A 19,791-nucleotide genomic window follows, 5' to 3' on the forward strand; every position below is an offset into this window, starting at 1 on the left:
GGGAACTTTGACATGTCGAGGGAGGCGAGACTCGTGGCCGTTATGACTAGCCGCTTCGCCGACGGCCTCGCCGTGGGTTCCGACCTGGTGGGGGCCGCGGAGACCGCCGTCGGCCAGGCCCTGTCGAGGCTCAGTGGGCGGGCCGACCTGGTCTGTTTCTTCATCTGCGGCGATGATCCCGAGGACGTCGCGCGGGCCGGTGAGGCCGCTATGAGGCTCGCGCCCGACGCGCACGTGGTCGGATGCAGTGCCACGGGGGTGATCGGCGACGGACAAGGGGTCGAGCTGCTGCCCGCGGTGAGCGCGTGGGCGGCGACCTTGGACGGCGCCAGGCTGACGACCTTCCAGCTGGAGACGCTGGCGGCCGAGGACAGGTTCGTGGTGGTCGGGCTGCCCGAGCGGGGCGCGGACGATCATGTGGCGATCCTGCTGGCCGACCCGTACACGTTTCCGACCGACGCCTTCGTCGAGCGCTCCGTCGATGTGCTCGGCGACCTGCCGTTGATCGGCGGGCTGGCCAACGGGTTGCAGGGACGGGGCTCCGTACGGCTGTTCGCCGACGGCGAGGTCTACACCGAGGGCGCGATCGGCGTGCTGATCAGCGGCCCGGTCAGGATCAGCACCGTCGTCAGCCAGGGCTGCCGCCCGATCGGCCCCAGCATGGTCGTCACCGCGTCGGAGGACAACCTGCTGCTGGAGCTGGCCGGGCAGCCCGCGCTGGCCCGGCTGGAGGACATCGTCAGCGAGCTGGACGAGGACGACCGCGAGCTGGTCGCCTCCGGCCTGCAGATCGGCGTGGCCATGGACGAGTACGCCGAGCGCCACGAACGCGGCGACTTCCTCATCAGGGGAGTCATCGGCATCGACCCCGAACGCGAGGCCGTGGCCATCGGCGACATCGTGGAGATCGGCAGGACCGTGCGCTTCCAGGTACGCGACGCGGCCACCGCCGACGAGGACCTGTACGACCTGCTGGACGCCCACCGCGAGCAGCTCGGCAAGGTGGACGGGGCGCTGCTGTTCTCGTGCAACGGGCGGGGCTCGGCCATGTTCGGCACGGCCGACCACGACCCGGTCGCCCTGCGCGACACGCTGGGGCCCATCGGCATGGCCGGTTTCTTCGCCGCCGGCGAGGTCGGGCCGGTGGCCGGCCACAACCATGTGCACGGGTTCACGGCGTCCGTCCTGGTGTTCTCCAGCCCCGGGCCCTGACACGCGCCTGAAGGCCCGGCTGCCCCGTCTGCTCGGGAGGGCCGCCGGGCCTGGAGCGTTACTCCGTCACCGAGTCGTTGCTGGGACCCTGGCTCGGGTCCCCGGGGTTGGTGTGGAGGCCGCCCCCGCCGTCCTGGGCGCCGGGGCCGGGCATCGCGGTCGGCTCGCAGGGCGCGACCGGCCCCTTGACGATGGTGAGCGACAACCCGGACGGCGGCCGGTCGTCGCCGGCCTTGCTCTTCGAGACGGCCATCACCAGCGTCGAATCCTCCGGCACCTCCCCCTTCTCGATCATGAACGAGGTCACGCCGCTCGATCGCTCGAAGCTCACGGAGAACTCTCCCGGACCGTTGCCGTTCGCGCCACGCGGCTCCTTGCAGGTCTGCCCCTCGGGCAGGTAATCGACGATCGCCTTGACCCCCGCGTCGGCCAGGTCGGCCTGCAGCCCCTCGGGGTCGTCGAACTTGTTGATCTGCACGGTGATCACCCCGTTGGCTCCGGTGGTCACCGCGTACGCCGGGCTGCCACTGATCCCGGGCAGCACCACCACCGTCGCGGTGGCGGCCGCCGCGACCCCCGCCAGCGCGGCGGCCAGCCCCACGTAGCGGCGCCGGGAGCCGCCGCGCCTGGCCGGTGTCACGGTCATCGTCACGTCGTCCTCCGCCGTTCTCGTCGCGATCTCTTCCTTGAGTGCACTGAGAAGGCGCTCTTCGAAATTGCTCATGCCTGTCCCTCCACGTACACAGGTGCCGACGGCGTGCTTTCCGGCCGAGCTCCGCTCGGCGGGCTGAGATGGATCTCCTCGCGTCGCTGCGGATCCATCTCAGCGACGCGTCCTAAAGCCCGTCTTGCCCGGTGCAATCTGACTCGTACGGTCACCTGCCTGATCCCCAGGGCCGCGGCGACCTCGGCGACGGTGAGCTGGTCGACCGCGACGAGCTCCAGCACGGCGCGCTCGCCCTCGGGCAGGCCGCGCATGGCCTCCAGGGAGCCGCGCATCCGGCGCTCGGCGTCGATCCGCTCCTCCATCCGCACGAGGTCGTCGTCGTCCATCAGCCGGCGGCCGGCGACGCGGCCGGTCGCCCGCGCCTCCCTGGCCGCCTGCCGGTGCTGGGCCGACACGACGTTGCGCGCGACGCCGTACAGCCAGGCGATCTCGGTGCCCCGGCCCGGCACGTAGGTGTGCGCCGAGTCAAGGGCCGCCAGGAAGATGTCCGCCGTCAGGTCGGCGGCGAGGTGAGGGTCGCTCACCCGCCGGACCACGAAACGCATGACGGCATCGACGTGGCGGCGATAGAAGGCCTCAAAGGCCGCGGGGTCTTCGTTGAGGCGCACTGGCCTCGCTCCCTTCGTCGTTCGCCTTACATCCGTACTTGGACCGAGCGACGAGAAGCGTTTCCGCGCAGGTCAGGCCCGGCGGATCAGGCCCGGCGGATCAGGCAGGGCGGCGCGGTTGGAAGAGCCAGGCGTCGAAGAGCGGGCGGAGATCCTTGCCCGACAGCTGCTCGGCGAGGCCGATGAACTCCTCCGTCGTGACGTGACCGTAGCGGTGCTCGGCGGTCCACGTCTTGAGCAGCCTGAAGAAGGTGTCGTCGCCGATCGCCTTGCGCAGGGCCTGCAGCGTCATGCCGCCGCGCGTGTAGACCGACGCGTTGAACAGGTCGCCGGGCTTGGCCCGCCCCGGCGGGTAGGCCCACATCGGGTCGTCGGCCGGGCGGGCGTGGAACTCGTTGAAGATGGCCTCAGCGGTCTTCGTGCCCTTGTGCTCCTGCCACAGCCACTCCGCGTACGTGGCGAAGCCCTCGTTGAGCCAGAGGTCCTTCCAGCGCTTGAGGGTCAGGCTGTCGCCGAACCACTGGTGGGCCAGCTCGTGCGCGATGATGGTCGCGTCGGGCTCGAAGCCTCCGTAGAGCGGCTTGGTCTGGTTTTCCAGCGCGTAGCCGGCCGCGTAGTCGTCGATGACGCCGCCGGTCGAGGAGAACGGGTAGGGGCCGAAGACGGTCGACCAGTAGTCGGTGACCTCGCCGGAGATCTTGTAGAGCTTGTCGAGCGAGCCCTTGAACTTGGGATCGACGGCGGCGAACTCCGGGATGCCGCCCGGGGTGCGGCCCTGGCGCAGGTCGAACTTGCCGAGCGTGGCCGTGGCCAGGTAGGTCGCCATCGGGTGGAGCTCACGCCACCGGTAGGTGGTCTTGCCGCCGGTGGTCGTGGGCCGCCCCTGGAGCTCCCCGTTGGCCAGGGCCGTCAGCCCGGCGGGCACGGTGATCGCGAAGTTGAAGGTGGCCTTGTCGGCCGGGTGGTCGTTGTTGGGGAACCAGGTCTTGGAGCCGTTGGGCTCGGAGGCCACGAACGCGCCGTCCGGGGTCGGGATGAACCCGTACGTGCCCAGGTTGGCGCTGTCCTGAGCGGCCCTGGGCCGCCCCGCGTAGACGACCTTGACGGTGAAGCGGGACCGGTTGCCGAGCGGGCGGGAGGGGGTCACGGTGAGCTCGTCGCCCTCGCGCCTGAACCTCGCCGCCGCGTTGTCGACGGTGACCTGGCGGACGGTGTAGCCGGCCAGGTCGAGGTTGAAGCTCGACAGGTTTTGGGTGGCGGCGGCCTGGATCGTGGTCCGCCCCTCGAGCTGCTTGGTCTTCGGGGTGTAGTCGACGGCCAGATCGTAGTGAGAGACGTCGTAGCCGCCGTTGCCGTCCTTGGGGAAGTCGACGTCGCCGATGCCGGCGGCGCCCGGTCGGTAGTCGGTGACGGCGGGCGGGTCGTCCGCGTGCGCCGCTTGGCCATCGGTGGGCGCACAGGCCAGCACGCTCAGCGTCGCCAGCAGTGCCACCCCGCGCTTGTCGATACGCATCGGCAACGCGCCCCCTTCGGATCGTGACCAAAATCTTACGCTGAGTCAGGCATTCACCACGACCGTCCTGGCGGCCTTGTCGTGTACCGCCTGTTTCCGAGGGTCGAAAAGGATCCAGCCGAGGTCCACCAGCGAGCCTATGCAGCAGACCCACGCGAGCGCGGTCTCCACGAGCTGCCTCACCGCGGCCTGCGCCACGGTGATCCGCGCGCCGTTCTCCTGCACGACCCGCATGCCGAACAGTCGCTTGCCGAGGGTCTGGCCGTTCCAGAAGGCGTGCAGGAGCCAGAAGTACAGGAAGGCCACGAGTCCGGCCAGGAAGGTGTGCTCCACCGGGTAACGGTCCCAGGCACCTCTGCTCCGGTCCCAGACGTACTCCCAGCTCGACCAGCTGAAGGGGGCGGAGATGACGTTGACAATGAGCCAGTCGAGGACGCCGGCGAACAACCGTCGCCAGCGTCCCGCCAGCCCCGGTGGTGATCCCATGATGTCCTGATGACCACCACTAAGTCGGGACAAACTAAAGGTTGCCCCTTCGTTCCTGCTCCCGCTCGATCGCCTCGAACAGCGCCTTGAAGTTGCCCTTGCCGAACCCGAGCGAGCCGTGCCGTTCGATCAACTCGAAGAAGACCGTGGGCCTGTCCTGCACCGGCTTGGTGAAGATCTGCAGCAGGTAGCCGTCCTCGTCGCGGTCCACGAGGATCTTGCGCCGCTTCAGCTCCTCGATCGGCGCACGCACCTTCCCGATGCGCTCCCGCAGCTCGGGGTCGTCGTAGTAGGAGTCGGGCGTGTCCAGGAACTGCACGCCGGCCGCCCGCATGTGGTCGACCGTCGTCAGGATGTCGTTGGTGGCCAGGGCGATGTGCTGCACCCCCGGGCCGCCGTAGAACTCCAGGAACTCGTCGATCTGCGACTTCCTGCGGCTGACGGCCGGCTCGTTCAGCGGGAACTTGACCTTGCGCGTGCCGTCGGCGACGACCTTGGACATGAGCGCCGAGTACTCGGTGGCGATGTCGTCACCGACGAACTCCGCCATGTTCGTGAAGCCCATCACCTTCCGGTAGAACTCCACCCAGTCGTCCATCTTGCCCAGCTCGACGTTGCCGACGCAGTGGTCGATCGCCTGGAAGAGCCGCCCGCCCTTCGTCGCCGGCGGCGCCACCAGCGGCTCGGCGGCCACGTAGCCGGGCAGGTAGGGGCCGCCGTAGTTGGACCTGTCGACCAGCGTGTGGCGGGTCTCGCCGTAGGTGGCGATGGCCGCGACCTGCACCTTGCCGTGCTCGTCCTCCATCGTGTACGGCTCCGCCAGCCCCTTGGCCCCGTGGGCGACCGCGTACGCGTACTCCGCCTCCACGTCGGGCACCTGGATCGCCAGGTCGATCACCCCGTCGCCGTGCTCGGCGACGTGCCTGGCCAGGTCCGTGCCCGGGCGCACCGCGGCCCGGAACTCGAACGTGGCGCCGCCCGAGACCAGCACGTACGCGACCTCGTCCCGGCTGCCGTTCTCGGGCCCGCGGTAGGCCACCAACCTCATGCCGAACGCGGTCGAGTAGTAGTGGGCGGCCTGCTTGGCGTTGCCGACGGCGAACACGACGGCGTCCATGCCGTTGACCGGAAAGACATCATTCATACCGGCAACTCTCGATATCTCTGGGCTCAGTGCGCAAGAGTTACTTCAATCAGTGGACACTCTGCCTAGCAGCCCTCGGAAATATCCGGTAAATCTGTACAGTATGACGATCGATGAGCTGGACGCCAGATTGATCTCCCTTATGACGGAGGAGCCCCGCCTCGGGGTGCTCGAGTGCTCGCGCCGGCTCGGCGTGGCCCGCGGCACCGTTCAGGCCAGGCTGGACCGGTTGATCGCCAGGGGCGTGATCACCGGGTTCGGGCCGGACGTGTCGCCGGAGGCGCTCGGCTACGACGTCACCGCGTTCGTCAGCATGGAGATAAGGCAGGTCGCCGGGCACGACCCGGTGGCCGACCGGCTGGCCGCCATTCCGGAGGTGCTGGAGGTGTACACGATCACCGGCGACAGTGATCTTCTCTGCCGCGTGGTCGCGCGGACAAATGCCGATTTGCAGCGGGTTATCGACCGAATCGTCGATGTACAGGGTGTGCTCCGGACTAATTCGATCATCGCCCTGGACACCCCGGTTCCCTATCGAGTGCTGCCGTTGGTCGCCGATGTTCCGCGCCGCGGCGACCGGTAGCCGTACTATCGCTAGGGGACGAGGCACCGTTATCGATCGTTTAGCCTTGACATTCGCCCAGCGCATCGGGGGTGGACAAGGGGGTCGAGGGTGCGGAGCGGTGGTGGTAACGGGATGCGAAAGCGGCGAGTTCTCCGACTTCTACTGATTTCATTTGGCGCGGGAATCCTCGTACTCGTCGGGCTTTTCGCGGTCGCATGGGCCCTGACCCCCATTCCCGATTCCACGCAGAAGCAGGCCACCGCGCAGGGTTCGGTGATCTATTACCGCGACGGCAAGACCGTGCTCGCCCGCCGAGGCATCGACCGCAAGATCGTCGAGCTGGCCAAGGTGCCCAAGCACGTGCAGGACGCGGTCATCGCGGCCGAGAACCGCTCCTTCTACGAGGACGGCGGCGTCTCGGCCAAGGGCACCGCGCGGGCCGTCTGGTCCACCATCACCGGGCAGCAGCTCCAGGGCGGTTCGACGATCACCCAGCAACTCGTGCGCAACTACTACAGCGGCCTCAGCCAGGAACGTTCCGTCACCCGGAAGTTCAAAGAGATCCTCATCGCGATCAAGGTCGACCAGTCCAAGTCGAAGGACTGGGTGCTCGAGCAGTACCTCAACACGATCTACTTCGGCCGCGGCGCCAACGGCGTCCAGTCGGCCGCCCGCGCCTACTTCGGCAAGGACGTCGACAAGCTCAGCGTGGCCGAGGGCGCGTACCTCGCGGCGGTGATCCAGCAGCCCAGCCGCTTCGCCGATCCCCAGGGCCCCGACCTGGCGGCGGCCCAGGAGCGCTGGAAGTCGGTGATCGACGCGATGGGCCAGACCGGCGCGCTGACACCCGCCCAGGTCGCCGCCCAGCGCTTCCCCAAGCTCGCCGCGCCGAAGAAGCCGTTCGAGCTCAAGGGCCAGGCCCAGTACATGCTGGAGCAGGTGACGGCCGAGCTCAACCGGCGCGGCTACACCGACGAGGACATCAACGGCGGCGGGCTGAAGGTCGTCACGACGTTCGACAAGAAGCTCATGCAGGCCGCCCAGCGGGCCGTCAAGGACGTGCTGCCCGACGCCACGCCCAAGAAGGTCCACACGGGGCTGGCGGCCGTCGATCCGGCCACCGGCGAGATCGTCGCGTTCTACGGCGGCAGTCCGGCGCAGTCCCAGTACGACAGCGCGTTCTCGGCCAAGGTCATGGCCGGCTCGACGTTCAAGCCGTACACGCTGGCGGCGGCGCTCGACAACGGCTTCGACCTGTCCACGAGGGTCAACGGCAACTCGCCGATGCGCGTGGCGTCCGACCCGAAGCCGATCCCCAACGACAGCGACCGCTCCTACGGCGAGATCAACCTGGTGCGGGCCACTCAAAACTCGGTCAACACCGCGTTCGTGGACCTCGGCCAGAAGGTCGGCCTGGACAAGGTCGCCGCCGTCGCCGAGAAGGCGGGCATCCCCAAGGCGCAGCTCGAGAAGCAGCAGAGCTACGCGTCCTTCCCGCTCGGCGTCTCCTCGGTCAGCGCCGTCCAGAACGCCTCGGGCTTCTCCACGTTCGCCAACAAGGGCGTGCACATGGAAGCCCACGTGGTGATGTCGGTCACCGACGCCGAGGGCAAGAAGAAGACCGTCGAGCCGGTCTCGACGCGGGTGGTCGGCGAGCAGGCCGCCGCGGACACCACGTACGCGATGCAGCAGGTCGTCAAGTACGGCACCGGCACCGCCGCCCGGCTCTACGACCGCCCGGTGGCCGGCAAGACGGGCACCACGGACAAGTCGAAGAGCGTCTGGTTCAACGGCTTCACGCCGCAGCTCGCCGTCGCCGTCGACATGTTCAGGGACGACAACGCCACCGTCACGATCCCCGGGTACGGCACGCAGTTCGGCGGCCAGCTGCCGGCGCAGATCTGGCGGGCGTTCATGACCGAGGCCATGGCGGGCAAGCCGGTCGAGGAGTTCCCCGAGCCGTCCGACTACGGCTGGGGCCCCGACTACTCGTCGCCCGACCAGAACCAGGACGTTCCCCAGCAGCAGTACACGCCGCCGTCCGACCCGGACGACTGGTTCGACAACACGCCCGAGCCCGACATCACCGCGCCCTCGTCCACGGATGACCCGCCGGTGACGGATCAGCCGAGCGACGACGGGCAGCAGCAGGACCAGCAGCAGCCCGAGCAGACCGGCCCGCCGTCCACGCAGCAGCAGACGCCCGACCAGCCCACGACCGGGGGCGACACGATCAACGACGGCAACACGGGCCGCCCGCAGACGGGCTAGCCCGCTGCGCCCAGCTCGGCCCGCAGGTCATCGACCGTCGTCACGGGCAGGCGGCAGGTGAACCCCTTGCACACGTACGCGGCAGGCGCCCCGCCGACCAGCCCGCGGCCCTCCAGCAGCTCAGGGAAGTCGCCGGGGCCGCGGGCGACCACCAGCCCCGGCACGTCGGCCAGCAGCGCCGCCCTGTGCAGCTCCGCCGTACGCGGGTCGTCGGCCGGGCCGATCACGGCCACCTCCACGGGCCCGTCCAGCGCCGCCCGCGCCACGGCCAGCCCCCAGCCCGCGAACCTGGCGTGCCCCGTGGCCAGCACGGACACCGTGCCGAGCGCGGCGTGGGCGGCCTCCCTGTGCCGCGCGGAGCCGGTCAGGGCGCCGTAGGAGAGCAGCGCGCCCGCGGCCGCGAACTGGCCCGACGGGGTGGCGTTGTCCGTGGGGTCCTGCGGCCGCTGGAAGAGCCGTTCGGCGTCGTCGGCCGTGTCGTAGAAGCCGCCCGTGTCGTCGGCGAACCTGTCGAGCACCGTGTCCAGCAGCGACCCTGCCAGCCGGAGCCACCTGGCCTCGCCGGTCACGCCGTACAGGGAGATCAGGCCCTCGGCCAGGTTGGCGTAGTCCTCGAGCACCCCGGCGTTGGTGCCCGCCCTGCCGTCCTTGGAGGTGCGCAGCAGTCTGCCGTCCTCCACGTGCGTGCTCGCGAGCAGCTCGGCCGCGGCCGTGGCCGCCGCCACGAGGTCAGGCCGCTCGAACACCACGCCGGTCTCCGCCAGGGCCGCGATGGCCAGGCCGTTCCACGAGGCCACGACCTTGTCGTCGCGCCCCGGGCGTACACGCTGCTCCCTGGCGGCCAGCAGCCGCTCGCGGACGCTCGCGTGGCGCACCGGGTCGCCGGGGTCGCGCGGCAGCTGCAGCACGGACGTGCCGTGCTCGAACGTGCCGGTCACCTCGAACAGCTCCTGCGCCCAGCGCCCGTCGTCCTCGCCGAGCACCTCGCGGAGCTCCTCGGGGGTCCAGACGTAGAACTTGCCCTCCACACCTTCGCTGTCGGCGTCGAGCGCGGAGGCGAACCCGCCCTGCTCGGTGCGCATCTCCCGCAGCAGCCAGTCGGCCGTCTCCAGCGCCACCCGCCGCGCCAGCTCGCCGCCACCCGCCTTCCACCAGTGCGTGTAGACGCGCAGCAGGAGCGCGTTGTCGTAGAGCATCTTCTCGAAGTGCGGCACGACCCATTCCGCGTCGACGCTGTAGCGGGCGAACCCGCCGCCGAGCTGGTCGTACATGCCGCCGCGGGCCATCGACTCGAGCGTCTTGCCGCTCATCTCGCGCTCGCCGGAGCGCAGCAGGAACTCCAGCGCCATGGACGGCGGGAACTTCGGCGCCCTGCCGAACCCGCCGTTCACGCCATCGAACTCCTGGCCCAGGTTCCGCACGGCCAGCGCCAGCGTCTCCTCCTTGGGCACGGGCCCGCTGGGCAGCGTGGTGTTCGAGTTGAGTGCCTCCACCACCTTGGCGCCCTGCTGCAGCACGGACTCCCGGTCGCCGACCCACACGTTGTGCACCTCGGTGAGCAGGCGCTGGAAGTGGGGGCGGGGGAAGTAGGTGCCGCAGTAGAACGGGTGGCCCTCGGGCGTCGCGAACACCGTCATCGGCCAGCCGCCCTGGCGCGTCATGGCCTGGGTGGCGCCCATGTAGACGGCGTCCACGTCCGGCCGCTCCTCGCGGTCGACCTTGATGTTGACGAAGTGCTCGTTCATGAGGCGCGCGGTGCCGGGGTCCTCGAAGCTCTCGTGCGCCATCACGTGACACCAGTGACACGCTGAGTAACCGACGCTGATCAGCAGCGGCACGTCGCGCCGCCTGGCCTCCGCGAACGCCTCCTCACCCCATGGGTGCCAGTCCACGGGGTTGTCCGCGTGCTGCAGCAGGTAGGGGCTCGTGGCGTCTTTCAAGCGGTTCATCAGGACCTCCCTCGATCAGCCTAGTCCGCCCCCGCCACACACCTCCTCGGCGCCGGCCGCCCGTGACCGCTTGCCGGGTGCCTTCCAGGCGCCTCGGACGGGCGCGCGGCCCCGAAGGGGCGTCAGTGTGCGGCGGGAGAGACGGGGGGCGGCTGACTTGGGAGGCCGGGACGGCGTAGGTTACGGGGCGTGGATATGGACTTCGTCTGCGCACACGCCGGCCGCCCGGTCGGCGCCATCACCCGCAGGGACGTGGCCCGCGCCCTGCTGGCCGTCCCGTCAGGGGTCGCGCTGGTGGCGCTGCCCGACCTGCGGCGCGCCATGATGGCGGCGGGCAACCCGCTCTCCCGCCCGTTCTGGGAGTCCGCCAAGGCCACGCTCAGCTCGATCGAGGCGGGTGTCGCCACGGTCGGCGACGTGCAGCGCTGGGTCGAGTCAACCGGCACCGAGCCGATCCTCATGACGCCCAGCTACTTCGTCTGGCCGGAGGAGGACGAGCGCGGGCCCGTGGCGACGGAGATGTTCGGCCGGTTGGTCGCGTACCTGGAGGAACGGGTCGAGGCCGGTGAGATCGACCCCGACGTGCTGGCGGCGGGCGACCGGGCGGCCCGCAGCGCGTACGAGGAGCTGCAGGAGCGCTGGCTCAGCACGCCGCTGCCCGACGGCAGGGTGCCCGGCTTCGCGGTGAGCGACGAGCAGGACGAGGAGTCGTTCGCGATCTGGGACGAGGAGGAGGCGTTCGCGCTGTCGGAGCTGCAGCGGATCGTCGCCGGCCTGCCCACGCAGCCCGAGCTGCCCGCCGGCGAGCTGGATGCGGCGGCGGCGCGCCTGCGCGCCCTGCTCGCCCTGCCCGGCTACCCCGCGAACGTGCTGCGGGCCTGCGCCGGGTTCGAGGAAGGCCCGATGCCGGACGACGACGGCGAGCTGTGGCTGGCGGTGGCGGCGGGCATCGCGGGGCCGATCGCGGACCTGTCGGAGAGCGCGGACCTGCTGGAGGAGTTCGTCGACCTGGACGGGGAGCTCAGCCTGGAGGACGCGACGCTGGCCAACCTCTGCGCGATCCAGCACGCCGACTGGCTGGCAGGGGTGGCGGCGCTGGCGAGGCTGGGCCCGGGGGTGCTGGCCTCGCCCGAGCGGATGGCGCGGCTCATCGCCGAGTCGGAGGACATCGACGTCGACGAGCAGGACGTCGACGACCTCAACGCGACCGAGAGCCTGTTCGGCTCGGTGGTGAGCCTGTGGGGCTACCTCGGCATCGTCGACCAGGACGAGGTGCTCACCCCGCTGGGCTGGTGGGGCCTGCCCAAGGCCCTGGAACGCGCCTGGTCACCCGCTGCCGAATGAGCTGTCGACCAGGCTCTGGAACTCGGGGTGGCGCTCGATGTACTTCGCCACGTAGGGGCAGAGCGGCACGACGCGCAGGCCGGTGTCGGCGCTCGCCTGCAGCGCGAACGCGACCAGCTTGCTCGCCAGCCCCTGCCCCTCGTACGCCGGCAGAACCTCGGTGTGCGTGAAGACGATCTTGGTGGGCAGCAGGCGATAGTCGGCGAACCCGGCGACCTTGCCGTCCACGAGCACCTCGAACCGGCTTTCCGTCGAGTTGTCGACGACTTCGATCGGCATCTACTCGGCCTTCTTGTCGTCCACGTCGCCCTCGTGGGGGACCTGGATCTTCGACATCTGCTTGTTCATCGACTTGATCAGAAAGTACAGGGCAAAGCCGAGGAAGGCCACGACGACGAAGCCGAGCAGGCCCGGACTCACATCACCTGCTGCTAGAACGTTCACAGCTCCAGTCTGCCACTGGGGGAGCGTGGTCCCGTCAGTGGCAGGCGGGGGAGACATCCTCGGCGTGGATGCCCGCGAACAGGTCGTCCTCCGGCAGCTCCGTGTCCACCAGCGAGCGGGCCAGGTGGTAGTCCTCGGTCGGCCAGATCTCCTGCTGCAGCTCGCGCGGGCAGACGAACCACCAGCTGTCGGGGTCGATCTGGGTGGCGTGGGCGATCAGGGCCTGGTCGCGGATCTCGAAGTAGTCGCCGCACGGCACCCGCGTGGTGACCGGCCACTTGGCCGGGCGGTCCTCCCAGCGGGCGATCCAGTCGGCGTACGGCGAGCCGAGGCCCCGCGCGGTCATCGCCTCGTGCAGCGCCTCGAACCGCTCCTTGGTGAAGCCCATCTGGTAGTAGAGCTTCAGCGGCTGCCACGGGTCGCCCGTGCCCGGGTAGCGGTCGGGGTCGCCGGCCGCCTCGAAGGCCTCCACCGAGACCCTGTTGGTCATGATGTGGTCGGGGTGGGGGTAGCCGCCGTCGTCGTCGTACGTGATGATCACGTGCGGCCTGAACTCCCGCACGGCCGCCACCAGCGGCGCCGAGGCGTCCTCCAGCTTCTGCAAGGCGAAGCAGCCCTCGGGCAGCGCCTCGTCCTCGTTCTCCGGCAGCCCGGAGTCGACGAAGCCCATGAAACGCTGCTGCACGCCAAGGATCTCGCGGGCCCGGTCCATCTCGGCCTTGCGCACCGCGGCGATGTTCGCCACGATCTCGGGCCGGTCCATCTTCGGGTTGAGCACGGAGCCCCGCTCACCACCCGTGAGCGTACAGACCAGCACTTCCACACCTTCGCGCACGTAACGCGCCATCGTGGCGGCACCCTTGCTCGACTCGTCATCGGGGTGGGCGTGGACGGCCATCAGCCTCAGCGGTGCACTCACGGGCTCGATGTCTCCTCAGTAGGGACCGGTCACTCGCCCAGAGAGGTTAGTTTCTGCTGGGCGGTCGCGAGGGCACACCCCCCGCGGGCGACAATTGTCTCGGATAACGCTCAGGGAGTGCAGGGAGATTCCGCCATGGCGACCAGAGATGTCGAGAACCAGCCAGTTCTCGGCACACCCGATGACTTCGCCGATCGCCCCAAACGAGGCGGGCGGCTGGTCGTCCACGTCGTGATCGGCGTGCTGGTGGCCATCATCGCGGGCGGCTGGGGCTACGTGATGTGGTCGATGACGGCGGGCGGTTCGGAGGCGCCGTCGCAGGTGGTGACGTTCAACGTCGTCAGCGCGAATCGCGCGGAGATCACCTTTGAGGTGTACAAGCCAGACGATAGGGTGGCCGTCTGCCGGATCAGGGCGCTGGACGTCTATCACGCGGAAGTGGGCAGCAAGGAAGTAAGAATCTCGGCTGGCGGGGGTAGTAAGCAGATCAAGGAAAGCCTCGACACCAGTGGTCAGGCCACTTCCGTCCACATCCAGTACTGCAATCTCGTATAGTGAGACATTTGGGGAAGCGTTGGAGCGGTTGACTTGTTAGCCTTTCGCAATTCAACCACACGTAACCTCAAGTGATCTCAGGGCCCCCTAGGCAAGCAAGGAGAACCCGTGGCCGACTCTCGCGATGAGAACGTCACATGGCTGACGCAGGAGGCGTACGACCGCCTGAAGGCGGAGTACGAATATCTCTCTGGCCCCGGGCGCGTCGACATCGCCAAGAAGATCGAAGCCGCCCGCGAAGAGGGCGACCTGCGTGAGAACGGTGGCTACCACGCCGCCAAGGACGAGCAGGGCAAGATGGAGGCCCGGATCTTCCACCTCCGGCAGATCCTCGACAACGCCCAGGTGGGAGAGGCCCCCAAGGCCGAGGGCGTGGTGGGCCCCGGCATGACCGTGACCATCCGGTTCGTCGGCGACGACGACGAGGTCACCTTCCTGCTCGCCTCCCGCGAGGAGAGCGGAGCTCCGATCGACGTCTACTCGCCCAAGTCCCCGCTCGGGGCGGCGATCAACGGCAAGAAGATCGGGGAGAAGGCGACCTACTCCATGCCCAACGGCCGCCAGAACACGGTCGAGATCCTTGAGGCAGTGCCGTACATCGGCAACTGACACCCCCGCAGGACGACCGCCGGGCCCACGTTGGCCCGGCGGATTTTTCGCGTGCCTCAGGGATCCGGCAGGATCTCAGTTTCCTGGTCAACTCTCGTAAGCGGCGCAACACGTACAAGCTGGTGCCGTTCATCGTGGTGGCGCTGGTCGCGGTGCTGACCGCCGACGTGCTGCTGCTCGCGCGATCCGGGCAGGACGTCGGGCCCGTACGCGCCCAGGCCACGCTCAAGCCGACGCCGCTGGCGCAGCAGCGCCGGCCGCAACAGCAGCAGCAAGGACAGCAGCAACAGCCGCCTGTGACCAGCGTCCAGCCTGTGGATCCGCTGAAGAAGCTGCACAAGCCCAACCTGTTCGTGCTGACCCGCAAGCCGTTCACCAACGAGCTGTTACGGAAGGTGGCCAAGCTGCGCGGGGTGCGGGCGCTGGAGCTGGCCGACGCGGCGTCCGTCATGCTCGACGGCAAGCGGGTGCAGACGCTGGCGGTCAATCCGTCCACGTTCCGCTCGTACACGCCCAAGGTGACCGCTTCGTCCGACGCGCTCTGGCAGAACGTCGCGGCGGGCGACGTGGCGGTGTCGTTCGTGCTGGGCAACGACGGAGGGCTCGCGCTGCACCGGCGGGTGGCGAGCCCGGCGGGGACGCTGCGGATCGGCGCGTACGCCACCACCGGGTTCGGCGCGGTGGACGCCGTCGTGTCCAAGAACGTGGGGCGGACCCTGGGGCTGCCGCACGACAACGCCCTCATCGTGAGCGCCCCCGACACCAACTCCGAGACGCTGCGCAAGGCCATCCTCCGGCGGCTGCCCAAGGGCACGCAGGTGGCCATGGTCAACCCGGTGCTCCCGCAGCCGCAGACCCAGACCCGTACCTGGCCTTCCGGGTCGTTCATGACGGGCGAGCAGATCACGGTGGCGCTGAAGGCCGCCGCCTCCAAGCTCGGCCGGCCGTACGTGTGGGGCGCCGAGGGGCCCGACACCTTCGACTGCTCCGGCCTGGTCCAGTGGGCCTTCGCGCAGGCGGGGGTGCGGATGCCCCGGGTGACGCACCAGCAGTGGGTGACGGGGCCGCAGGTTCCGCTGTCGCAGGCCCAGCCGGGGGATCTGATCTTCTGGCGCCTTGACCCTACTAATCCCGACTACATCTCCCATGTCGCGATTTATTGGGGTAACGGGAAGATGATCCAGGCGCCGCGCACCGGTGACGTCGTCAAGATCTCGCCCGTACACACCCGCAACCTGGCGGGCGTCGTCCGCGTAAGCCCAGCCGCCGCCACCAAGGTCCGCTAGCCCCCGCTGGCCCCATGCCAGCCCTCGGCGGCCCCCTGCCGACTCGCCCGCCGCCTGATGCCCCCCAGCCCGGCCGCCCGCCGCGCACCGCCTGGTGCCGCCCGCCGTCTGGCGCCGTCTGACACCGACGTGCGCACGGCGTCCCACCGCATGGGAGCCCGCCACGATGCTGCGGGCGGTTGGCGGCATGGGGCAGTGCATGGCGGCATGGCGCGCTCGGGGCAGCGGACGGCGCGCACTCCGGAGGGCGCCGCGCTGAGCAGCCCCCAGGCCCACACGCGAGGCTCAGAAGACGGACGGCTCGCCACTGATGCGCACCCGCGCTGTGCCGCCGCGCCGTGCCCGCTGTGGCCGTGCTCGCGCCGCTGTGCTCGTACTTGCAGCCGCTCGGGGCGCCGCCCTTGCCTCAGCACGGGGGTCGTGTGGCGGGCGGTGGGCATGGGGCGGAAGGGGCCGGTGGGGGGCATAAACGGGGCCTTCGAGGCGTGCATTTGGCGTGCAACTGTGTAATGGTGATTACATGGCAACAGACGACGAGACCGCGCAGATTCACGGCTGGTTCACCGGGCGGCTACCAGAGGGCTGGTTCACCGGTGCGCCCGAGATCGTCAGGGACCGCGAGGAGATCGCGGTGCTCGGCGCCCTCCCCGACCTCCCGGACGACGTGTCGGAGGCCGAGCGGGCCGCTCTGGTCGAGGGGCTGGCCAGGAGGTTCAGGGAGGAGACGCGCGAGCGGCGGATCGAGATCGCCCGGGAGGCCGAGCGCAAGTTCCGGCAGAAGGTGTCCTGGGGCGTGGTCTGCGGCGGCGAGACTGTGATGTTCACCACACTCTCCGTGCCCGTGATGACCCGGCTGCGCCAGACGGAGCGGCAGGTTCTGGACACGCTCGTGGCCGCGGGAGTGGCCAGGAGCCGCAGTGACGCGCTCGCCTGGTGCGTACGTCTGGTCGGCAAGCACACCGACACCTGGCTCGCCGACCTGAGGGACGCACTCCAGCACGTCGACCGCGTTCGCTCCGCCGGACCCGATGTCAATTCCTGAGACCACGCAGCGGAAACGGGCGCAGAAATGGACTAAACCACTTGGGAAATTGGTTTAGACCAGCCGAATTGGACTGGACCACTGCATGTTAATTCTCTTTTAAATCTGCTCGGGCTGGGTAGGCTCCCCCAATCGTCAGGGCCGCTGCCTGCGGCGACGGTCAAAGCCAACAGGTCTATGCCAATTGGCTTTCATGCCGCTTCGTCGTTAATGATGACTGGGCCCTGAGAGAGTGGAGGAGTCGCAGTCGTGTCCGTTTCCGTGGAAGTGCCCGCACCGACCAGCAATAGCGAATTGGCCGCGTGGGTGAACGAGATCGCAGCCCTGACCCAGCCAGACCGGATCGAGTGGTGCGACGGGTCCGAGGAGGAGTGGACGCGCCTGACCAACCTGCTCGTGGATCAGGGGACGTTCACGCGGCTCGCCGCCCGGCCTAACAGCTTCTACGCCAAGTCCGACCCCAGCGACGTGGCCAGGGTCGAGGACCGTACGTTCATCTGCTCCGAGCGCGAGGAGGACGCGGGCCCGACCAACAACTGGATCGCGCCCGACGAGATGCGCCGGACGTTCCGGCAGCTCTTCAAGGGCTGCATGCGCGGCCGCACGATGTACGTCGTGCCGTTCTGCATGGGCCCGCTCGGCGGCGAGATCTCGCAGCTCGGCGTCGAGATCACCGACTCTCCGTACGTCGCCGTCTCCATGCGGATCATGACCAGGATGGGGGACAAGGCGCTTCGCCTGATCGAAAAGCGGGGCGAGTTCGTCAAGGCGGTCCACTCCGTCGGGGCGCCGCTGGAGCACGGTCAGCAGGACGTGCCCTGGCCGTGCAGCTCGACGAAGTACATCAGCCACTTCCCCGAGACCCGCGAGATCTGGTCGTACGGCTCCGGCTACGGCGGCAACGCCCTGCTCGGCAAGAAGTGCTACGCCCTGCGCATCGCCAGCGCCATGGCCCGCGACGAGGGCTGGATGGCCGAGCACATGCTGATCCTCAAGCTCACGCCGCCGTCCGGCGAGACCCGCTACATCGCGGCCGCCTTCCCGAGCGCCTGCGGCAAGACCAACCTCGCCATGCTCCAGCCCACGATCCCGGGCTGGAAGGTCGAGACGATCGGCGACGACATCGCCTGGATGCGCTTCGGCGACGACGGCCGCCTCTACGCGATCAACCCGGAGGCCGGCTTCTTCGGCGTCGCCCCTGGCACCGGCCAGGTGACCAACGCCAATGCGATCAAGACGCTCTGGGGCAACAGCATCTTCACCAACGTCGCGCTCACCGACGACGGCGACGTGTGGTGGGAGGGGCTGACCGAGGAGCCGCCGGCGCACCTGACCGACTGGAAGGGCCGTTCGTGGACGCCCGGCAGCGGCGAGCCGGCCGCCCACCCGAACGCCCGCTTCACCACTCCCGCCTCCCAGTGTCCGACCATCGCACCCGAATGGCAGGACCCGAAGGGCGTGCCCATCTCGGCGATCTTGTTCGGCGGCCGCCGCGCCACCGCCGTGCCTCTGGTCACGGAGTCGCTGAGCTGGGAGCACGGCGTCTTCCTCGGAGCCAACGTCGCCTCCGAGAAGACCGCCGCGGCCGAGGGCAAGGTCGGCGAGCTGCGTTACGACCCGTTCGCCATGCTGCCGTTCTGCGGCTACAACATGGGCGACTACTTCGACCACTGGCTGGAGATCGGCCGCCGCAAGGGCGCCAAGCTGCCGCGGATCTACTACGTCAACTGGTTCCGCAAGAACGCCGAGGGCAAGTTCATCTGGCCGGGCTTCGGCGAGAACAGCCGCGTGCTCAAGTGGATCGTCGACCGGCTCAACGGCGAGGCCAAGGCCGTGCCGACGGCGATCGGCCTGCTGCCGGCCGACCTCGACACCAAGGGCCTGGACCTCACCGAGGAGGACCTGCGCACTCTCCTGTCGGTCGACAAGGAAGTGTGGCGCGAGGAGGCGTCGCTGATCCCGGCCCACTTCGACAAGTTCGGCTCGCATCTGCCGAAGGAGCTGTGGGACGAGTACAACGCCCTGCTGGACCGGCTCGGCTGACCCCCTTGTGCGGTACGGCGGCTCCGTCTAATTTGACGGACTGCCGTACCGCTAGGAGGGGCCGCCGTGGATTACTTCCTGCTCTTCGCCGCGCTGGGCGTGGTCTTCCTGGTCAACGTGGCGGAACAGAGCGTCGAGCGGGAGCGCAGGCGCGTCAGCGAGCCGGCGCCCACCGGCCGCGGCCACGACCTGTCCCATTACGAGCTGACCTACCTGTCCGGCGGGCCACGGCGAACGATCAACACGGCGCTGGCCGTCCTCGCGAGGGCCGGCGCCGTTCGCGTGTCACGCGGGTCGCAGGTCACCGTCGTCCACGGCGCGCGGCCCTCGCCGGTGCCGATCGAGCAGGCCGTGCTGGACACGCTGGCCGCCCGGCCGGGCGGCTACCGGGCGAGCGAGCTACGGCGTGCGCTGGAGACGCATCCGGCACTGGTGGGGCTGGCCGGCAGTCTCCAGGCGCGCGGCCTGATCGTGCCGGAGCAGGCGTTCGGGACGGCGTGGCGGCGCAGGAAGCTGCAGAAGGCGGCCATAGGCGTCGCGGGCGGGTTCGCGTTGCTGGTGGTCGCGCTGGCCGCCGCCGGGCTGGCGGCGAAGGAGCCGGTGTTCCTCGGGGTGCTCTTCTTCACCGCGATCGCGCTCTTCTCGGCGCTCGCCGCGCTCGCCCGGCAGCGTCGCAGGCTGCGCAACGTCCTCACCAGGGAGGGGCGCGAGGTCCTGCAGTCGGCCCGCGGCCACCACCCGAGGGGCGTGTACGACCAGAGCTCCCTGGCCATGGCCGTCGGGATACCCGTCGCGCTGTACGGGCTGCAGGACGCCGGGGACCAGAGCCTGTGCGACGAGCTGTCGGCCGGTGACCCGGGAGGCGACTGCGCCGGGGCCTGCGGGACGTACGGCGGCGGCGACGGCACGACGTTCGGCAGCGATTCATCCGGCGGTTTCGGCGGCATGGACTTCGGCGGCGGATCGTCGAGTTGCGGCGGGAGTTCGTCGAGTTGCGGCAGCGGTTCGAGTTGCGGGGGCGGCGGTTCGAGTTGCGGCGGCGGGAGCAGCTGACGGAAATTCGAATAATCTAAA

Annotated in this window: 19 protein-coding genes; 10 read left to right on the forward strand and 9 right to left on the reverse strand. The window is 69.4% G+C overall.

The genetic code is table 11. The features are described from left to right. Window positions 1-42 precede the first annotated feature (42 nt). Window positions 43-1,212: an FIST N-terminal domain-containing protein gene (locus ACIBI9_RS27500; protein ID WP_192793806.1), complete on the forward strand. Its 1,170-nt coding sequence runs from the start codon at window positions 43-45 to the stop codon at window positions 1,210-1,212. A 58-nt stretch (window positions 1,213-1,270) separates the two neighbouring features. Here ACIBI9_RS27500 and ACIBI9_RS27505 read toward each other — a convergent pair whose 3' ends face one another. From ACIBI9_RS27505 to hppD, 5 genes are all read right to left on the reverse strand, one after another. Continuing rightward, a complete protein-coding gene (locus ACIBI9_RS27505; RefSeq protein WP_397225655.1) occupies window positions 1,271-1,936 on the reverse strand; it encodes a hypothetical protein in 666 nt (221 codons plus the stop codon). Further along, entirely contained in the window at window positions 1,933-2,547 is a 615-nt protein-coding gene (locus ACIBI9_RS27510) for an RNA polymerase sigma factor (RefSeq protein WP_397225657.1), read from the reverse strand. The genes ACIBI9_RS27505 and ACIBI9_RS27510 overlap by 4 nt, the downstream gene beginning before the upstream one ends. A gap of 100 nt (window positions 2,548-2,647) precedes the next feature. Further along, entirely contained in the window at window positions 2,648-4,060 is a 1,413-nt protein-coding gene (locus ACIBI9_RS27515) for a M1 family metallopeptidase (protein WP_397225659.1), read from the reverse strand. A 45-nt stretch (window positions 4,061-4,105) separates the two neighbouring features. Next, window positions 4,106-4,546, reverse strand: coding sequence for an RDD family protein (locus tag ACIBI9_RS27520; RefSeq protein ID WP_397225661.1), 441 nt, complete (start codon window positions 4,544-4,546; stop codon window positions 4,106-4,108). A 34-nt stretch (window positions 4,547-4,580) separates the two neighbouring features. After that, the gene (gene hppD, locus ACIBI9_RS27525) at window positions 4,581-5,690 is read right to left on the reverse strand and encodes a 4-hydroxyphenylpyruvate dioxygenase (protein ID WP_397225663.1); all 1,110 of its coding nucleotides are present in this window, start codon (window positions 5,688-5,690) and stop codon (window positions 4,581-4,583) included. Window positions 5,691-5,793: 103 nt separating this feature from the next. On the opposite strand from hppD, the gene ACIBI9_RS27530 reads away from it, so the two are divergent. Together ACIBI9_RS27530 and ACIBI9_RS27535 are read left to right on the forward strand one after the other, a co-directional pair. Next, window positions 5,794-6,273 carry an Lrp/AsnC family transcriptional regulator gene (locus ACIBI9_RS27530; RefSeq protein ID WP_397225665.1) on the forward strand — a complete coding sequence of 160 codons (480 nt, stop codon included), beginning with the start codon at window positions 5,794-5,796 and terminating at the stop codon, window positions 6,271-6,273. A 255-nt stretch (window positions 6,274-6,528) separates the two neighbouring features. Next, on the forward strand, window positions 6,529-8,526 hold the full coding sequence (locus ACIBI9_RS27535; RefSeq protein ID WP_397225667.1) for a transglycosylase domain-containing protein: 1,998 nt from the start codon (window positions 6,529-6,531) through the stop codon (window positions 8,524-8,526). Here ACIBI9_RS27535 and ACIBI9_RS27540 read toward each other — a convergent pair. Beyond that, complete coding sequence (locus tag ACIBI9_RS27540) at window positions 8,523-10,475, reverse strand: thioredoxin domain-containing protein (protein WP_397225669.1); 1,953 nt, start codon at window positions 10,473-10,475, stop codon at window positions 8,523-8,525. The genes ACIBI9_RS27535 and ACIBI9_RS27540 overlap by 4 nt on opposite strands. A gap of 195 nt (window positions 10,476-10,670) precedes the next feature. On the opposite strand from ACIBI9_RS27540, the gene ACIBI9_RS27545 reads away from it, so the two are divergent. Further along, the gene (locus tag ACIBI9_RS27545) at window positions 10,671-11,819 is read left to right on the forward strand and encodes a hypothetical protein (protein ID WP_397226069.1); all 1,149 of its coding nucleotides are present in this window, start codon (window positions 10,671-10,673) and stop codon (window positions 11,817-11,819) included. Here ACIBI9_RS27545 and ACIBI9_RS27550 read toward each other — a convergent pair. From ACIBI9_RS27550 to mca, 3 genes are read right to left on the reverse strand one after another with little or no spacing between them, the layout of a single operon-like run. Beyond that, window positions 11,802-12,098, reverse strand: coding sequence for a GNAT family N-acetyltransferase (locus ACIBI9_RS27550; RefSeq protein ID WP_397225671.1), 297 nt, complete (start codon window positions 12,096-12,098; stop codon window positions 11,802-11,804). The two genes, ACIBI9_RS27545 and ACIBI9_RS27550, sit on opposite strands and share 18 nt — an antisense overlap. Beyond that, entirely contained in the window at window positions 12,099-12,263 is a 165-nt protein-coding gene (locus ACIBI9_RS27555; protein WP_364844576.1) for a hypothetical protein, read from the reverse strand. It lies immediately after the preceding gene. 34 nt (window positions 12,264-12,297) lie between these two features. Then, window positions 12,298-13,182 carry a mycothiol conjugate amidase Mca gene (gene mca, locus ACIBI9_RS27560; protein WP_397225673.1) on the reverse strand — a complete coding sequence of 295 codons (885 nt, stop codon included), beginning with the start codon at window positions 13,180-13,182 and terminating at the stop codon, window positions 12,298-12,300. A gap of 135 nt (window positions 13,183-13,317) precedes the next feature. Here mca and ACIBI9_RS27565 point away from each other — a divergent pair, with 135 nt between their 5' ends. From ACIBI9_RS27565 to ACIBI9_RS27590, 6 genes are all read left to right on the forward strand, one after another. Beyond that, the gene (locus ACIBI9_RS27565) at window positions 13,318-13,737 is read left to right on the forward strand and encodes a DUF4307 domain-containing protein (RefSeq protein ID WP_397225675.1); all 420 of its coding nucleotides are present in this window, start codon (window positions 13,318-13,320) and stop codon (window positions 13,735-13,737) included. 108 nt (window positions 13,738-13,845) lie between these two features. After that, entirely contained in the window at window positions 13,846-14,346 is a 501-nt protein-coding gene (greA, locus tag ACIBI9_RS27570; protein WP_148437100.1) for a transcription elongation factor GreA, read from the forward strand. Between the two features lie 122 nt (window positions 14,347-14,468). Then, a complete protein-coding gene (locus ACIBI9_RS27575; protein ID WP_397225677.1) occupies window positions 14,469-15,632 on the forward strand; it encodes a C40 family peptidase in 1,164 nt (387 codons plus the stop codon). Between the two features lie 520 nt (window positions 15,633-16,152). Beyond that, complete coding sequence (locus tag ACIBI9_RS27580) at window positions 16,153-16,674, forward strand: hypothetical protein (RefSeq protein ID WP_397225679.1); 522 nt, start codon at window positions 16,153-16,155, stop codon at window positions 16,672-16,674. Between the two features lie 249 nt (window positions 16,675-16,923). Then, on the forward strand, window positions 16,924-18,717 hold the full coding sequence (locus tag ACIBI9_RS27585) for a phosphoenolpyruvate carboxykinase (GTP) (RefSeq protein ID WP_397225681.1): 1,794 nt from the start codon (window positions 16,924-16,926) through the stop codon (window positions 18,715-18,717). A 66-nt stretch (window positions 18,718-18,783) separates the two neighbouring features. After that, complete coding sequence (locus tag ACIBI9_RS27590) at window positions 18,784-19,770, forward strand: TIGR04222 domain-containing membrane protein (RefSeq protein WP_397225683.1); 987 nt, start codon at window positions 18,784-18,786, stop codon at window positions 19,768-19,770. The last annotated feature ends 21 nt before the right edge of the window (window positions 19,771-19,791 follow it).

This window comes from Nonomuraea sp. NPDC050451 (genome assembly GCF_044458585.1).

What these genes read in the sequence shown, in the direction of transcription:
- ACIBI9_RS27500 (WP_192793806.1), top strand. Translation starts at nt 43, where the DNA reads ATGACTAGCCGCTTCGCCGACGGCCTCGCCGTGGGTTCCGACCTGGTG.
- ACIBI9_RS27505 (WP_397225655.1), bottom strand. Translation starts at nt 1,936, where the DNA reads ATGAGCAATTTCGAAGAGCGCCTTCTCAGTGCACTCAAGGAAGAGATC.
- ACIBI9_RS27515 (WP_397225659.1), bottom strand. Translation starts at nt 4,060, where the DNA reads ATGCGTATCGACAAGCGCGGGGTGGCACTGCTGGCGACGCTGAGCGTG.
- ACIBI9_RS27520 (WP_397225661.1), bottom strand. Translation starts at nt 4,546, where the DNA reads ATGGGATCACCACCGGGGCTGGCGGGACGCTGGCGACGGTTGTTCGCC.
- hppD (WP_397225663.1), bottom strand. Translation starts at nt 5,690, where the DNA reads ATGAATGATGTCTTTCCGGTCAACGGCATGGACGCCGTCGTGTTCGCC.
- ACIBI9_RS27530 (WP_397225665.1), top strand. Translation starts at nt 5,794, where the DNA reads ATGACGATCGATGAGCTGGACGCCAGATTGATCTCCCTTATGACGGAG.
- ACIBI9_RS27540 (WP_397225669.1), bottom strand. Translation starts at nt 10,475, where the DNA reads ATGAACCGCTTGAAAGACGCCACGAGCCCCTACCTGCTGCAGCACGCG.
- ACIBI9_RS27545 (WP_397226069.1), top strand. Translation starts at nt 10,671, where the DNA reads ATGGACTTCGTCTGCGCACACGCCGGCCGCCCGGTCGGCGCCATCACC.
- ACIBI9_RS27550 (WP_397225671.1), bottom strand. Translation starts at nt 12,098, where the DNA reads ATGCCGATCGAAGTCGTCGACAACTCGACGGAAAGCCGGTTCGAGGTG.
- ACIBI9_RS27565 (WP_397225675.1), top strand. Translation starts at nt 13,318, where the DNA reads ATGGCGACCAGAGATGTCGAGAACCAGCCAGTTCTCGGCACACCCGAT.
- ACIBI9_RS27580 (WP_397225679.1), top strand. Translation starts at nt 16,153, where the DNA reads ATGGCAACAGACGACGAGACCGCGCAGATTCACGGCTGGTTCACCGGG.